This is a genomic window from Allomuricauda sp. M10 (assembly GCF_020782875.1).
In the GTDB taxonomy this organism is placed as follows: Bacteria; Bacteroidota; Bacteroidia; order Flavobacteriales; family Flavobacteriaceae; genus Flagellimonas.
Genome location: NZ_JAJGBN010000009.1, coordinates 78260 through 94496, shown reverse-complemented (window position 1 = coordinate 94496; position 16237 = coordinate 78260). Strand labels below are relative to the sequence as shown.

The following is a 16237-nucleotide window of genomic DNA, read 5'->3' as shown; positions in this document are numbered from 1 at the left end:
CACTCCACTAGCATCACCACTGAACGAATCTTCTACCGCATCAATGACATTTGAGGTGCCTTGGGTCACTTCCACCGTTACTGTTGCCGTATCACAATTACTAGGATTCGCCACTTCACAAATCGTGTAGTCAATGGTATAAGTACCTTCTGAAGTTCCTGGGTTAATGGTAATCGTCCCATCTTCGTTGATGGTCAACTCTGTAGTTGGGGTCGATGTCAAAATCACATCCCCTGGAGATACCGGTGTACCGTTCAAGGTGTCGTTATCCAACACATTGCTACCTAAAATTCCTTCACCGGTAGTATCGGTACTGAAAAAATCGTCAACAGCATCAAGAGTATTCGCTCCCACCTGAATGGTAACCGTTGCCGAAGCACAAACATTGGGATCCACAGCAACATTACAGACTTGATAAATTATAGTAACCGCAGTATTGGATTCTTCCAAGGTAGGTGTATAAGTCAAGATTCCTGTTTCCTCATCCAGACCAACAGTACCTAAGGCAGTTCCGCCAATTTGGGAAAGGGAAGTTATCCCTACATTATTACCATTGTTGTTAGGCAGAAAATCATCATTTTCCAAAATATTGATGGCTACCTCGGTAAGTGCAGGCGTTGAACCGGAATCATCCATGGCAGTTGCCTTTAACGGATTAGGGTCGGTTCCATTTGGATTTCCATCATTGTCGCAATCCAATGCATTCCATTCCGCGGAAGGCGTTAATGTTACGCTTTCTGGCTTATAATCACATGGATCCAAAGGATCGGTACCATCTTCTTTTTCGTCTTCATTGGTCACCCCATCTCCGTCACAATCGGAACTGTTCCAAGTGGATGATGGACTTACAGACTGGCTTCCCAAAACAAAATCACAAGGATCATTTGGATCAGTGCCATCTTCTTTCTCATCTTCGTTGGTCACCCCGTCACCGTCACAATCGGCAGTCAAGTAGTCACCACTTTGAGTTAGTGTAACATGCTCTGGGTTATAATCACAGGGATCTAACGGATTCGTGCCATCCTCTTTCTCATCTTCATTGGTTACCCCATCGCCATCACAATCGGAACTGTTCCAAGTGGATGAAGGACTAACCCATTGGCTTCCCAAAACAAAATCACAAGGATCCAAGGGATCGGTGCCATCTTCTTTCTCATCCTCATTAGTTACCCCGTCACCGTCACAATCGGCGGTCAGGTAGTCACCACTTTGTGGTAATGTTACATGCTCAGGATTAAAGTCACATGGGTCCAAAGGATTGGTACCGTCTTCTTTTTCATCACCATTGGTCACTCCGTCTCCGTCACAATCCAATTGTTTCCACGCATCTGATGGTTCACAATTTTGATGTTCCCAAACAAAATCACATGGGTCAAATGGGTCCGTTCCATCTTCCTTTTCTTTACCATTGGTCACCCCGTCACCATCACAATCCAATTGTTTCCACGCATCGGATGGCGTACAATTTTGATGTTCCAATATAAAATCACATGGGTCAAATGGGTCCGTTCCATCCTCAATTTCCTTTTCATTCGTCACGCCATCGCCATCACAATCCATCTTCTTCCAGCTATCAGGAACGGTGCAGTTTTGATGTTCCACAATCAAATCACATGGATCAAAGGGGTCAGTATGATCTTCAATTTCTTTTTCATTGGTCACCCCATCGCCATCGCAATCCATTTTTTTCCAAGAATCTGGCACGGTGCAATTTTGATGTTCCACAATCAAATCACAAGGATCAAGGGGATCGGTTCCATCTTCCTTTTCCTTTTGATTGGTAACTCCGTCACCATCACAGTCCATATTCTTCCACGCCGTGGTTGGTGCACAATTTTGATGCGCCAAGATAAAATCACAAGGATCATTCGGATCAGTACCATCTTCTTCTTCCTTGTCACAGCTCACCCCATCACCATCACAATCGGTAACAGAAGTGAATATCAATCCGAAAGAATTGGCATGATGGCTCTCAACACGTTTTTGAAAAGGATCCCAAAGACCTGATATGTCCCAAAGGGAATTGTTGGATAGTTCACCCACATGGTACACTTGGTTTTCCCAAGAATTATTTAAGGGCGAAGTATATGAAGGGGCAACACTGAAGGAAGAAAAAAGTCCGATAACCCAAATTAGGGCCACAACACGAAAGTGTCGGACTGGTTTGTTCCCAAGTCTTACAAAAGTAAAGTTCTCCATAAATGATAAGTTTTGGTCAACTGATCACCATGGCATTATAGGTTCCCGTACGAGTAAGAAATTGGGGTTTCTTGTTTATTCTAAGTGTTCTTGTGCTTTCGACACGCCACTTCTCAATTTCGTCACATATTTAAAGCATTTGACGCTCACTGCCTATTTTAATCGATAAAAGGCATTTTCATCATCATTATTGACCATATCTGCTACTGTAACAAAAAGATAAGCGGGGGCATCTTTTGAGAAAGAACAAAAACAGGGGAAAATTACTCCACTTTTTGGTTTTGGAGAATTTGAAGGGCCTATTTTTTCCCAATAATATCAACAATTTCCAATCCCATCATAAATGTGGCCCAAAACAGATAATTACCCTATTTTTGCCGAAATTTTTGATGATGGATTTTGAAAGGGAAATAGCAAGAAGAAGAACCTTTGGGATTATCTCCCACCCCGATGCCGGAAAGACAACCCTTACCGAAAAACTACTTTTGTTCGGTGGTGCCATACAAGAAGCTGGAGCGGTAAAGAGCAACAAGATCAAGAAATCGGCCACTAGTGACTTTATGGAAATTGAGCGCCAAAGGGGGATCTCTGTGGCTACATCGGTACTGGCATTCATTTATAAAGATAAGAAAATCAACATCTTGGATACCCCAGGACACAAGGATTTTGCAGAGGACACCTTCAGGACCCTGACTGCTGTTGATAGTGTGATCGTGGTGATAGATGTAGCAAAAGGCGTGGAAGAACAGACCGAAAAATTGGTGGAAGTATGCCGCATGCGAAACATCCCCATGATTGTCTTCATCAACAAATTAGACCGAGAGGGTAAGGATGCTTTTGACCTTTTGGACGAGGTGGAACAAAAGCTGAACCTTACCGTGACCCCGTTGAGTTTTCCTATCGGGATGGGATACGATTTTAAAGGTATCTACAACATCTACGAGAAAAATATCAACTTATTTAGCGGTAGCAGCAAAAAGAATATTGAGGAAACTATCGCCTTTGATGATATTGAAAGTCCTGAACTTGAAAAAATAATCGGTACCAAGGCGGCCCAAAACCTTCGTGACAACTTGGAATTGGTCAGTGGTGTTTACCCTGAATTTGACAAGGATGCCTATTTAAAAGGAGAACTTCAACCTGTTTTCTTCGGTTCTGCCTTGAACAATTTTGGGGTACGCGAGCTTTTGGATTGCTTTATTGACATTGCTCCTTCCCCTAGGCCTAAAATGGCAGAGGAACGATTGGTCAAGGCAAATGAAAAGGAATTCTCTGGATTTGTGTTCAAGATCCATGCAAACATGGACCCCAAACACCGTGACCGTTTGGCATTCGTAAAAGTGGTATCCGGTACTTTTGAAAGGAACATTCCCTACTTGCATGTACGTCAAGATAAAAACTTGAAGTTTTCCAGTCCCAATGCCTTTTTTGCTGAAAAGAAGGAGATTGTGGATATTTCATTTCCCGGGGATATTGTTGGACTTCACGATACGGGCAACTTTAAGATCGGGGATACCCTTACCAGTGGTGAAAAATTACATTACAAGGGCATTCCAAGTTTCTCTCCTGAGCATTTTAGGTATATTAACAATGCTGACCCGATGAAGGCAAAGCAATTGTTCAAGGGTATTGACCAGTTGATGGATGAAGGTGTGGCCCAGCTGTTTACGTTGGAACTGAACGGAAGGAAGGTCATAGGAACGGTCGGCGCACTACAATACGAAGTTATCCAATACCGCTTGGAACACGAATATGGTGCCAAATGTACTTATGAAAATTTCCCGGTATACAAAGCCTGTTGGGTGGAACCAACGGACAAAAACAATGAGGAATTTGCCGAGTTCAAGCGGGTAAAACAAAAATTCCTGGCCACTGATAAAAGAGGGCAGTTGGTATTTTTGGCCGATTCGCAATTTTCATTGCAGATGACACAACAAAAATACCCCTCGGTAAAACTGCACTACACTTCGGAATTTGAGTAAGCGACAATGTCACATCGAGCGAAGTCGAGATGTTGACCAAAGTTGTTCATCTCTCGGCGGTTCCCGACTGCGCTCGAACTGACAATTGAATACGTTTTAAGCTTCGCCAGTTGGGCCGAAATTCAATGGAATGGCCGGTTGTTCGTAATCCTTGATGGTCCCATGGGCCTTTTCAAATCGGGCTACGTTTTCATTCAAAGCCTTCAAGAATTTCTTGGCATGTTGAGGGGTAAGAATGATGCGGCTTTTCACTTTTGCCTTGGGCGCACCCGGCATCAAACTAATAAAATCGACCACAAATTCTGACACGGAATGATTGATGATCGCCAAATTGGAATAGGTTCCCTCGGCGGTTTTTTCATCCAATTCTATATTGATCTGTTTTTGATTTTGGTTCTGATCAGCCATAAAAATAATTGTTAAGCATAAAAAAACCCTGACTGTTTGGCCAGGGTTTCGTTTTTATTTAGAATTTGAATTCCTCTTTTCGGGCCATGATCTCATCATATTCCTCTTTCGAGCCAACGATGATACTGTCATAATCCCTCATACCGGTACCGGCAGGAATCTTGTGTCCAACGATCACGTTCTCCTTCAATCCTTCCAAACCATCAACCTTACCGTTTACAGCGGCTTCGTTCAATACTTTGGTAGTCTCCTGGAACGACGCAGCAGAGATGAATGACTTGGTCTGCAACGATGCCCTTGTGATACCTTGAAGGATCGGAGTAGCCGTAGCAGCTACCGCATCCCTTGCAGTAACCAAGGTCTTGTCCTCTCTCTTAAGGATAGAGTTCTCGTCCCTAAGTTGACGGGCAGTTACGATCTGACCCGGTTTCAACCTTTCGGAATCCCCTGCATCTTCCACAACCTTCTTACCGAAGATCTCATCGTTCTCATGGATGAAGTCGTCTTTGTGCACCAATTGGTTCTCCAAGAAGATGGTATCTCCTGGATCCTCGATCTGTACCTTGCGCATCATCTGTCTAACCACAACCTCAAAGTGCTTGTCGTTGATCTTCACACCTTGTAAACGGTATACTTCCTGAACTTCGTTCACCAAGTATTGTTGTACCGCAGATGGTCCTTTGATCGCCAAGATATCCTCTGGGGTGATAGAACCGTCGGACAAGGCCATACCGGCACGTACGTAGTCGTTTTCCTGAACCAAGATCTGGTTGGAAAGTTTCACCAAGTACTTCTTCAACTCTCCAGTTTTGGACTCGATAACGATCTCACGATTACCACGTTTGATCTTACCGAAGGATACCACACCGTCGATTTCAGTTACCACAGCTGGGTTAGATGGGTTCCTTGCTTCGAAAAGCTCGGTTACCCTTGGAAGACCACCGGTGATATCCCCTGCCTTGGCAGATTTACGTGGGATTTTCACCAAAATCTTACCTTCTTTGATCTTTTCACCGTCGTCCACCATCAAGTGTGAACCAACAGGCAAGTTGTATGAACGTATGGTTTCTCCTTTACCGTCTTTGATCAAAAGGGTAGGGATCAAACGCTTGTTCCTTGATTCGGAGATAACCTTTTCTTGGAAACCGGTCTGTTCGTCGATTTCAACCTGATAGGTCATACCCTGCTCAATATTCTCGTATGCGATCTGTCCTGTGAACTCGGAAACGATAACACCGTTATAAGGGTCCCACTGACAAATCACGGTACCTCTAGTGATTTTCTCCCCGTCCTTCACGAACAATTGCGAACCATAAGGAATGTTGTTGGTACTCAACGTAATTCCGGTCTTGGCATCGATGATCTTGATTTCGGTAGTCCTAGAGATTACAATGTTGGTTTTGTTACCTTCATTGTTCTCACCTTCCACCATCCTAAGGTCTTCGATTTCGGCAATACCATCAAATTTGGATTCCAAACGGCTATCCTCAGAAATGTTACCGGCAATACCACCCACGTGGAAGGTACGCAATGTCAACTGTGTACCTGGTTCCCCGATGGATTGTGCAGCAACCACACCAACGGCCTCACCGCGCTGTACCATTTTGTTGGTAGCAAGGTTTCTACCATAACATTTGGCACAGATACCTTGGGCAGCCTCACAGGTCAATGCTGAACGCACTTCCACTTTCTCGATAGGAGCAGCTTCTACCTTTCTCACGTCGGCTTCGGAAATTTCCTGGCCGGCCCTCAAGATCAACTCCTCGGTCAATGGGTTATATACATCATGAAGGGAAACCCTACCCAAGATTCTTTCACCTAGGGATTCTACGATTTCCTCATTCTTTTTCAAGGCTTCTACCTCAATACCACGCAACGTACCGCAATCCTCAATGTTGATGATCACGTCTTGGGATACATCCACCAAACGTCTGGTCAAGTAACCAGCATCCGCAGTTTTCAAAGCGGTATCCGCAAGACCTTTACGAGCACCGTGGGTTGAGATAAAGTATTCCAAGATGGACAATCCTTCCTTAAAGTTGGAAAGGATCGGGTTTTCAATAATCTCTCCACCACCAGCAGTCGATTTTTTAGGCTTGGCCATCAAACCACGCATACCGGTCAACTGACGAATCTGTTCTTTAGAACCCCTCGCACCGGAATCCAACATCATATATACAGAGTTGAATCCTTGTTTGTCCTCACGGATACGCTTCATGGCCAATTCGGTCAACATGGCGTTGGTAGAGGTCCAAACGTCGATTACTTGGTTGTATCGTTCGTTGTTGGTGATAAGACCCATGTTATAGTTCATCATGATACCATCAACCTGCTCATTGGCCTCGGCGATCATTTCATGTTTTTCCTTTGGAATGATGATATCTCCCAAACTGAAGGACAGACCTCCTTTGAAAGCGAAATCATATCCCATGGATTTGATCTTATCCAAGAAATCGGCAGTGGTAGGCACATCGGTTACCGCAAGAATGTCCCCGATAATGTTTCTAAGGGCTTTCTTGTTCAATACGGTATTGATGTATCCTGCTTGTTCTGGAACAACAGTGTTGAACAATACACGACCTACTGTGGTTTCGATGATCTTGGTCACCAATTCACCAGCTTCGTTGAAATCTTTGGTCCTTACCTTAATGATGGCGTTCAAGGCCACTTTCTTTTCATTGAAGGCAATTTCCACTTCCTCTGGGGAGTAGAAGGTCAACCCTTCACCTGCAACAGGCTCCTCTGGAGTAGATCTTTTCTCTTTGGTCATGTAGTACAGACCCAAAACCATGTCCTGGGAAGGTACGGTGATCGGAGAACCGTTGGCAGGGTTAAGGATGTTCTGTGAAGCCAACATCAACAATTGCGCTTCCAAAATGGCCTCTGGCCCCAATGGCAAGTGAACTGCCATCTGGTCCCCATCAAAATCCGCGTTAAATGCGGTACAGGCCAATGGGTGCAAACGGATCGCCTTACCTTCAATAAGTTTAGGCTGGAACGCTTGGATACCCAATCGGTGCAATGTGGGGGCCCGGTTCAACAATACAGGGTGTCCTTTTAGGACGTTTTCAAGGATATCCCATACTACAGGCTCCTTCTTGTCAATGATCTTTTTGGCAGATTTAACGGTCTTTACAATACCCCTTTCGATCAACTTACGGATGATGAACGGTTTGTAAAGCTCGGCCGCCATGTCCTTTGGAAGACCACATTCGTACAATTTCATTTCCGGTCCAACGACGATTACCGAACGAGCGGAATAATCCACACGTTTACCCAAAAGGTTTTGACGGAAACGACCTTGTTTACCTTTCAAGGAATCAGAAAGGGATTTCAATGGTCTATTGGATTCAGTTTTAACCGCAGATGCCTTTCTTGTGTTATCGAACAACGAATCCACAGCTTCCTGAAGCATACGTTTTTCGTTACGCAAGATCACCTCTGGTGCCTTGATCTCCATCAAACGCTTCAAACGGTTGTTACGGATGATCACTCGTCTGTACAAATCGTTCAAATCGGAAGTGGCAAAACGACCACCATCCAATGGCACCAACGGACGCAATTCTGGTGGGATAACAGGAATCACCTTCATGATCATCCACTCGGGTCTGTTTTCCCTGTTGTCCTGAGACTCACGAAGGGCCTCAACCACCTGAAGACGTTTCAAGGCTTCGGTCTTACGCTGCTTGGAAGTTTCGGTGTTGGCTTTGTGACGTAGTTCGTACGACAATTGTTCCAAATCGATACGAGCCAAAAGGTCGATCAAACACTCGGCACCCATTTTAGCGATGAACTTATTGGGGTCGTTATCTTCCAAATACTGGTTTTCAGTTGGAATAGATTCCAAAATGTTCAAATATTCCTCTTCGGTCAAGAAGTCCAATTTATGGATTTCCTCACCTTCTGGACCTTTGGCAATACCTGGTTGGATAACCACATACCTTTCATAGTAAATGATCATGTCCAACTTTTTGGAAGGCAATCCCAAAAGGTATCCAATCTTATTCGGCAATGAACGGAAGTACCAGATGTGAGCCACAGGAACCACTAGGTTGATATGCCCTACACGGTCCCTACGAACTTTTTTCTCTGTTACTTCAACACCACAACGGTCGCACACAATACCACGATAACGGATACGCTTGTATTTACCACAGGCACACTCATAGTCTTTTACTGGACCAAAAATACGCTCGCAGAACAATCCATCACGCTCAGGTTTGTGCGTTCTATAGTTAATGGTTTCAGGCTTCAACACCTCGCCACGGGACTCGGCCAAGATAGACTCTGGAGAAGCCAATCCGATGGAGATTTTGTTGAACCTTTTTGGTGCGTTATTGTCTTTTATTCTAGCCATAACAATATGGTGATGATATAATTAATGTAATATAGTGTTCTACTCTTCCAATCTGATATCCAAGCCTAATCCTTTAAGCTCGTGCATCAATACGTTGAAAGATTCTGGCAATCCAGGTTCTGGCATGGTCTCGCCTTTCACAATGGATTCATAGGTCTTGGCCCTTCCGATCACGTCGTCGGACTTCACCGTCAAAATTTCTCTAAGGGTAGATGAAGCACCATAGGCTTCCAATGCCCATACCTCCATCTCACCAAAACGCTGACCACCAAACTGGGCCTTACCACCCAATGGTTGTTGTGTGATCAATGAGTATGGTCCGATGGAACGTGCGTGCATCTTATCATCCACCATGTGGCCCAATTTCAACATATAGATCACACCAACGGTAGCAGCTTGGTCAAAACGTTGACCTGTTCCACCATCATAAAGGTGTGTATGTCCAAATCTTGGTACACCGGCTTTGTCGGTAAGCTCGTTGATCTCGTCCAAGGTAGCACCATCAAAAATTGGGGTACCATATTTTTGGCCCAATTTCAAACCTGCCCAACCCAAAACGGTTTCGTAGATCTGACCAATGTTCATCCTTGAAGGCACACCTAGTGGGTTCAAAACGATATCCACTGGGGTTCCATCTTCCAAGAACGGCATATCTTCCTGACGGACGATACGGGCCACGATACCTTTGTTACCATGACGACCTGCCATTTTATCACCAACTTTCAACTTACGTTTTTTGGCGATATACACTTTGGCCAACTTCATGATACCTGCTGGAAGTTCATCACCCACGGAAATCGTGAATTTATCCCTTCTCAAGTTCCCTTGAATGTCGTTCAACTTGATCTTATAGTTGTGCAAAAGATCGGCCACCAATTCGTTTGTATCCTCGTCGGTTGTCCAGCTTCCACCAACCAAGTGGGCGAAATCGTCAACAGCATTCAACATTTTAATGGTGTATTTCTTTCCTTTTGGAAGTACTTCTTCACCCAAATCGTTGATCACACCTTGTGATGTTTTACCGTTGATCAGACCGAACAATTTCTCGATAAGGATATCCTTCAATTGTTGGAACTTCACTTCGTAGTCCATCTCCAATCTGGTGATGGCCTCTTTATCCTCGGAACGTTTTCTCTTATCCTTGATGGAACGGGAGAACAATTTCTTATCGATAACAACACCGCTCAAGGATGGGGATGCTTTCAAAGAGGCATCCTTAACATCCCCTGCCTTGTCACCAAAGATGGCACGCAACAGTTTTTCTTCAGGTGTAGGATCTGATTCTCCTTTTGGAGTGATCTTACCGATCAAGATATCGCCAGGTTTTACTTCGGCACCGATACGGATCATACCGTACTCGTCCAAATCCCTGGTAGCTTCTTCGGATACGTTCGGAATATCATTGGTCAACTCCTCGGCACCCAATTTGGTATCCCTTACTTCCAAGGCATACTCATCAATGTGGATGGAGGTAAAGATGTCTTCGCGAACCACTTTTTCAGAGATTACGATCGCATCCTCGAAGTTGTACCCTTTCCAAGGCATGAAGGCAACCTTCATGTTCCTACCCAAGGCCAATTCCCCTTTTTCGGTAGCATATCCTTCACAAAGTACCTGACCTTTTTTCACCTTGTCACCTTTTCTAACAATAGGTTTCAAGTTGATGCTGGTACCTTGGTTGGTTTTTCTGAACTTCACCAATTCGTAGGTCTTGGAATCTTCTTCGAAGCTTACCAAACGCTCTTCCTCGGTTCTGTCATATTTAATGGTAATTTTCTGTGCATCCACATATTCCACAACCCCATCTCCTTCGGCATTGATCAATACCCTAGAGTCGGTAGCTACTTGTCTTTCCAAACCAGTACCTACGATCGGAGATTCTGGACGCAACAATGGAACTGCCTGACGCATCATGTTCGATCCCATCAACGCACGGTTCGCATCATCATGCTCCAAGAAAGGAATCAAGGAAGCAGAAATGGATGCAATCTGGTTAGGGGCAACGTCGGTATAGTTTACTTCCACTGGATCAACCACTGGGAAGTCACCTTCGTCACGAACAATAACCTTATCGCGCTCGATTGTACCATCATCGGCCAATGGAATGTTGGCCTGGGCAATCTTCATTCCTTCTTCTTCCTCTGCGCTTAGGTAAATGTGGTTTTTCACATCCACTTTACCATCAGCCACCTTGCGGTAAGGAGTTTCCAAGAAGCCCATGCTGTTCACTTTGGCAAATACGGACAAGGAAGATATCAAACCAATGTTCGGACCTTCAGGTGTCTCGATTGGACACAACCTTCCGTAGTGGGTATAGTGAACGTCACGCACCTCGAAACCGGCTCTTTCACGGGAAAGACCACCTGGTCCCAATGCGGACAATCTTCTCTTGTGCGTAATCTCCGCCAATGGGTTGGTCTGGTCCATGAACTGAGACAACTGGTTGGTACCGAAGAAAGAGTTGATTACGGAAGACAACGTCTTGGCGTTGATCAAATCGATCGGGGTAAACACTTCGTTGTCACGTACGTTCATACGCTCACGGATAGTACGGGCCATACGGGCCAAACCTACTCCGAATTGCTGGGACAATTGTTCCCCAACGGTACGTACACGACGGTTGGACAAGTGGTCGATATCATCGATCTCAGCTTTGGAGTTGATCAACTCGATCAAATACTTGATAATGGTGATGATGTCTTCCTTGGTAAGAACTTCTTTGTCCATACCGATGTCCAAGCCCAATTTCTTGTTCATCCTGTAACGACCAACTTCACCCAAAGAGTAACGCTGATCGGAGAAGAACAATTTCTCGATAATGCCACGAGCGGTTTCCTCATCGGGCGGCTCGGCATTACGCAATTGTCTATAGATGTGCTCTACCGCTTCTTTTTCAGAGTTGGTAGGGTCTTTTTGCAATGTATTGTGGATAATGGCATAGTCTGACTGTGCATTGTTCTCCTTGTGAAGCAAAATGGTCTTCACATCGGCATCAATGATCTCATCTATATGCTCCTTTTCCAAAATAGTATCACGGTCCAAGATGATTTCGTTACGTTCGATGGAAACTACTTCTCCAGTATCCTCGTCAACGAAATCCTCATGCCATGTGTTCAACACCCTAGCGGCCAATTTACGGCCCAATACTCGGGATAGTCCGGCTTTGGTTACCTTGATCTCTTCGGAAAGGTCGAAGATCTCAAGAATATCCTTATCCCTTTCAAATCCGATGGCACGGAAAAGGGTGGTTACCGGTAATTTTTTCTTACGGTCAATATAGGCGTACATTACACCGTTGATGTCCGTAGCAAATTCGATCCAAGATCCTTTGAAAGGGATTACCCTTGCAGAGTACAATTTGGTTCCGTTTGCGTGGAAAGATTGCCCAAAGAAAACACCGGGCGATCTGTGCAACTGGGAAACCACTACCCTTTCGGCACCATTGATCACGAATGTTCCACTTGGGGTCATGTATGGAATGGTACCCAAGTACACATCCTGTACGATGGTCTCGAAATCTTCGTGTTCTGGATCGGTACAATAAAGTTTAAGACGTGCCTTTAACGGAACGCTATAGGTAAGTCCACGCTCGATACATTCTTGGATGGAATAACGTGGTGGATCTATGAAGTAATCCAAAAATTCCAGCACAAACTGGTTTCTGGTATCAGTAATTGGAAAATTCTCCATGAAGGTGTTGTAGAGACCTTCGTTCCCTCTTTCGTCAGATTTGGTTTCAAGCTGAAAAAAGTCTTGAAATGATTTGATCTGAATGTCCAAGAAATCCGGGTATTCCGGTATGTTCTTAGCGGATGCGAAATTAACTCTTTCAATAGTGTTTGTGAACATCTATGGACAAATTTTGAACGTGAATACTATTCGGGTCTGTGTACGGCTTTATACACTCCTTATTAAAATAGGCTAAGGTCTAACCATAAAATGGAAAGACCTTAACCAAATTTGTATGCAAAAAGCTATTATTTAAGCTCAACTTCTGCTCCTGCTTCTTCCAATGATTTTTTGATGCCTTCGGCCTCATCTTTGGAGATGCCTTCTTTAACAGCTTTAGGTGCGCTATCAACGATGTCTTTAGCCTCTTTAAGACCAAGACCGGTCAATTCCTTAACCAATTTAACTACTGCCAATTTAGAGGCACCAGCTGCTTTAAGGATTACGTCGAATTCGGTTTTTTCCTCAGCGGCTTCTTCAGCACCACCAGCAGCACCGCCAGCAGCAACAGCTACTGCAGCAGCAGCAGGCTCGATACCGTATTCGTTCTTAAGGATGTCAGCCAACTCGTTTACTTCTTTAACGGTTAGGTTAACCAACTGTTCTGCAAAATCTTTCAAATCTGCCATTTTTCTATCGTTTAATGAAAATGTTTAAAAATATACTTAGTTTATTGTGCGCGAATTACTTCTCAGATAAGGTTTTAAGGATACCGGCCAATTTGCCTCCACCTGACTTAAGACCAGAAATAACGTTCTTGGCTGGTGATTGCAACAATCCGATGATATCCCCGATAACTTCTTCCTTGGACTTGATATTTACAAGTGCTTCCAAGTTTTCGTCACCGATATAAACAGCCTCCGAAATAAAGGCTCCTTTCAACAAAGGCTTTTGAGATTTCTTTCTAAAGTCCTTGATAAGTTTAGCTGGAGCGTTACCGGTCTCGGACAACATCATGGATGTATTTCCTTTCAACACGCCTGGTAATTCACCAAACTCCTTATCAGAAGCTTCCATTGCTTTTGCAAGCAATGTGTTCTTAACGACCGCTAGTTTAATGTTTGCCTTGAAACAAGCCCTTCTTAAGTTGGCTGTTGCAACAGCATCCAATCCTGAAATATCGGCCAAATAAATATTGGCGTTTTCAGCTAACTGTGCAGTCAAATCTTCTATTACGATTGCTTTTTCTTCTCTTGTCATAATTTAAAAATATTGAACTACCAGTTAATTAAACTGCTTTAGGATCTAATTGAACACTGGGACTCATGGTACTGGACAAGTGGATACTCTTCATGTAAACACCTTTTGCAGCGGAAGGCTTCAATTTTACCAAGGTATCGATCAATTCCTTGGCATTGCCAGCGATTTTATCAGCTGAAAAAGATGCCTTACCGATTGCAGCGTGTACAATTCCAGTCTTATCTACTTTGAAGTCGATTTTACCAGCCTTCACTTCGGATACGGCCTTACCTACCTCCATGGTCACAGTTCCTGTTTTTGGATTGGGCATTAAACCCCTTGGACCCAAAACTCTACCTAGTGGACCCAATTTTCCCATAACGCTTGGCATGGTGATGATCACATCAACATCGGTCCAACCGTTTTTGATCTTATCCAAATAATCATCCAACCCTACAAAATCCGCTCCGGCTTCTTTAGCCTCTGCTTCTTTATCGGGAGTCACCAATGCCAAAACTTTTACGTCTTTACCGGTTCCGTGTGGAAGGGTAACAACGCCACGTACCATTTGATTCGCTTTTCTTGGATCTACACCCAAACGAACTGCGATATCAACCGATGCGTCAAATTTTACATTGGTAATTTCTTTTACCAAAGCTGATGCCTCTTCCAAAGAATAGAGTTTGTTCTTGTCTATCTTGGCTTGGGCCTCTTTCTGCTTTTTAGTCAATCTTGCCATTTACTAATTTGCTTTAAGATTTTAAAAAGGTTTGGTTCCTGACACCTTAAGACCCATAGATCTTGCAGTACCTGCTACCATACTCATTGCAGACTCAATGGTGAATGCGTTCAAATCAGCCATTTTGTCCTCTGCAATGGTTTTCACTTGGTCCCATGATACGGTACCATTCTTCACCCTGTTAGGTTCGCCAGATCCTTTTTTAATCTTCGCTGCTTCCATCAATTGAACTGCCGCAGGTGGTGTTTTTACAACAAACTCGAAAGACTTGTCTGTGTAAACGGTGATAGCAACAGGCAATACCTTGCCTTGTTTGTCCTGCGTACGAGCATTGAACTGCTTGCAGAACTCCATGATGTTAACACCGGCAGCACCTAAGGCGGGTCCAACCGGTGGCGACGGATTCGCAGCACCTCCCCTAACTTGTAATTTAACTACCTTACTTACTTCTTTTGCCATTGTTTCTAATTAAATTAAAAGTTGTGTCAATTGGAAGCAACACAGCTTTTTTTATGTAACAGCTCTAATTATAGTCTTGAGATTTTAGTATTTAGATTTGAGAAGTTGAAAAATGAAAAAATCACACATCTCACATCTAAGGTCTAATATCTATTTACACTTTTTCAACTTGCATATAGCTGAGTTCCAAAGGTGTCTTTCTTCCGAAAATCTTCACCATAACTTCCAGCTTACGCTTTTCTTCATTGATTTTTTCAACAGTTCCATTGAATCCGTTGAAAGGTCCATCAATAACCTTAACCGTTTCACCCAACACAAATGGAATGGATACATTGTCCGTATTTACGGCCAACTCGTCCACTTTTCCCAACATACGGTTCACCTCTGATTTTCTCAAAGGCACGGGATCTCCACCTTTGGTTTCTCCCAAAAAGCCAATCACATTGGTGATGGAGCGGATGATGTGCACCATTTCTCCACCCAAATTGGCCTTAATCATGATATATCCTGGAAAGTAAACCCTTTCTTTATTGATTTTCTTTCCGTTTCTGATCTGTACAACTTTTTCGGTAGGGACAAGAACTTCGTCAAGGTAGTCACCGAAACCGGCGCGCTCCACCTCGCTCTCAATATAGCCCTTGATCTTGTTTTCTTGACCACTGACCGCTCTTACCACATACCATTTTTTCTCCAGAACCTCAGACATACCGATTGTTATCCTATTAATTTTTCAAAATACAATCTAATCAACTTACTGAAAAGGGAATCAACTCCCCAAGTTACCAATGCGAACACGATTGAGAACACGGCAACAATGACCATCAAGTTAGATGCCTTGGCTCTTTCCAACCAAGTAACATTGTTTTTCAATTCTTGGAATGATTCCTTTATATAAGCGATCATAATTCTTCTTGTATTTTTAGCATGTTTCGACTTCGCTCAACACAAGCGTTGAAGACACTTCCCTAGACTACGCTCGGGATAAACTTCTCGCCTCACCATGCTTTTGTCTTTTCTTTTGCACGGGAGGAGAGACTCGAACTCCCGACACCTGGTTTTGGAGACCAGTGCTCTACCAACTGAGCTACACCCGTTTTTTGGTTTTGCTCTACCTCCCGATAACTATCGGGATGAGCTACACCCGTTTATAATTACACTGAAAGGTATCCCGGGTAAACCGAGACA

At 43.9% G+C, this 16237-nt stretch carries 10 protein-coding genes, 1 tRNA gene and 1 pseudogene; 1 reads left to right on the top strand and 11 read right to left on the bottom strand.

The genetic code is table 11. The features are described from left to right. A pseudogene (locus tag LKX84_RS17440) lies at positions 1-2199 on the bottom strand (hypothetical protein); the annotation flags it as partial. A 392-nt stretch (positions 2200-2591) separates the two neighbouring features. Between LKX84_RS17440 and LKX84_RS17435 the strand changes: the two are divergent. Beyond that, the gene (locus tag LKX84_RS17435) at positions 2592-4181 is read left to right on the top strand and encodes a peptide chain release factor 3 (protein WP_228238946.1); all 1590 of its coding nucleotides are present in this window, start codon (positions 2592-2594) and stop codon (positions 4179-4181) included. 96 nt (positions 4182-4277) lie between these two features. Here LKX84_RS17435 and LKX84_RS17430 read toward each other — a convergent pair whose 3' ends face one another. From LKX84_RS17430 to LKX84_RS17385, 10 genes are all read right to left on the bottom strand, one after another. Next, positions 4278-4589 carry a DUF3467 domain-containing protein gene (locus LKX84_RS17430; RefSeq protein WP_228238940.1) on the bottom strand — a complete coding sequence of 104 codons (312 nt, stop codon included), beginning with the start codon at positions 4587-4589 and terminating at the stop codon, positions 4278-4280. Between the two features lie 58 nt (positions 4590-4647). Next, entirely contained in the window at positions 4648-8946 is a 4299-nt protein-coding gene (gene rpoC / locus LKX84_RS17425; RefSeq protein WP_228238938.1) for a DNA-directed RNA polymerase subunit beta', read from the bottom strand. A gap of 39 nt (positions 8947-8985) precedes the next feature. After that, the gene (gene rpoB / locus LKX84_RS17420) at positions 8986-12795 is read right to left on the bottom strand and encodes a DNA-directed RNA polymerase subunit beta (RefSeq protein ID WP_228238936.1); all 3810 of its coding nucleotides are present in this window, start codon (positions 12793-12795) and stop codon (positions 8986-8988) included. A gap of 128 nt (positions 12796-12923) precedes the next feature. Then, positions 12924-13304: a 50S ribosomal protein L7/L12 gene (gene rplL / locus LKX84_RS17415; RefSeq protein WP_163635963.1), complete on the bottom strand. Its 381-nt coding sequence runs from the start codon at positions 13302-13304 to the stop codon at positions 12924-12926. A 55-nt stretch (positions 13305-13359) separates the two neighbouring features. Next, the gene (gene rplJ, locus LKX84_RS17410) at positions 13360-13875 is read right to left on the bottom strand and encodes a 50S ribosomal protein L10 (RefSeq protein WP_163635964.1); all 516 of its coding nucleotides are present in this window, start codon (positions 13873-13875) and stop codon (positions 13360-13362) included. Between the two features lie 28 nt (positions 13876-13903). After that, positions 13904-14593 (bottom strand): 50S ribosomal protein L1, encoded by a 690-nt coding sequence (gene rplA, locus LKX84_RS17405; RefSeq protein ID WP_228238934.1) that lies wholly within the window; start codon positions 14591-14593, stop codon positions 13904-13906. Between the two features lie 21 nt (positions 14594-14614). Then, positions 14615-15052, bottom strand: a complete 438-nt coding sequence (gene rplK, locus LKX84_RS17400; protein ID WP_228238933.1) for a 50S ribosomal protein L11 — start codon at positions 15050-15052, stop codon at positions 14615-14617. A gap of 154 nt (positions 15053-15206) precedes the next feature. Beyond that, positions 15207-15758, bottom strand: coding sequence for a transcription termination/antitermination protein NusG (nusG, locus tag LKX84_RS17395; RefSeq protein WP_163635967.1), 552 nt, complete (start codon positions 15756-15758; stop codon positions 15207-15209). Positions 15759-15766: 8 nt separating this feature from the next. Further along, the gene (secE, locus tag LKX84_RS17390) at positions 15767-15955 is read right to left on the bottom strand and encodes a preprotein translocase subunit SecE (protein WP_228238932.1); all 189 of its coding nucleotides are present in this window, start codon (positions 15953-15955) and stop codon (positions 15767-15769) included. Between the two features lie 118 nt (positions 15956-16073). Next, positions 16074-16146: transfer RNA gene (locus LKX84_RS17385), tRNA-Trp, on the bottom strand. Positions 16147-16237 lie beyond the last annotated feature (91 nt).

Coding starts and splice junctions, on each gene's coding strand:
- LKX84_RS17435 (WP_228238946.1), top strand. CDS start 2,592: ATGGATTTTGAAAGGGAAATAGCAAGAAGAAGAACCTTTGGGATTATC.
- LKX84_RS17430 (WP_228238940.1), bottom strand. CDS start 4,589: ATGGCTGATCAGAACCAAAATCAAAAACAGATCAATATAGAATTGGAT.
- rpoC (WP_228238938.1), bottom strand. CDS start 8,946: ATGGCTAGAATAAAAGACAATAACGCACCAAAAAGGTTCAACAAAATC.
- rpoB (WP_228238936.1), bottom strand. CDS start 12,795: ATGTTCACAAACACTATTGAAAGAGTTAATTTCGCATCCGCTAAGAAC.
- rplL (WP_163635963.1), bottom strand. CDS start 13,304: ATGGCAGATTTGAAAGATTTTGCAGAACAGTTGGTTAACCTAACCGTT.
- rplJ (WP_163635964.1), bottom strand. CDS start 13,875: ATGACAAGAGAAGAAAAAGCAATCGTAATAGAAGATTTGACTGCACAG.
- rplA (WP_228238934.1), bottom strand. CDS start 14,593: ATGGCAAGATTGACTAAAAAGCAGAAAGAGGCCCAAGCCAAGATAGAC.
- rplK (WP_228238933.1), bottom strand. CDS start 15,052: ATGGCAAAAGAAGTAAGTAAGGTAGTTAAATTACAAGTTAGGGGAGGT.
- nusG (WP_163635967.1), bottom strand. CDS start 15,758: ATGTCTGAGGTTCTGGAGAAAAAATGGTATGTGGTAAGAGCGGTCAGT.
- secE (WP_228238932.1), bottom strand. CDS start 15,955: ATGATCGCTTATATAAAGGAATCATTCCAAGAATTGAAAAACAATGTT.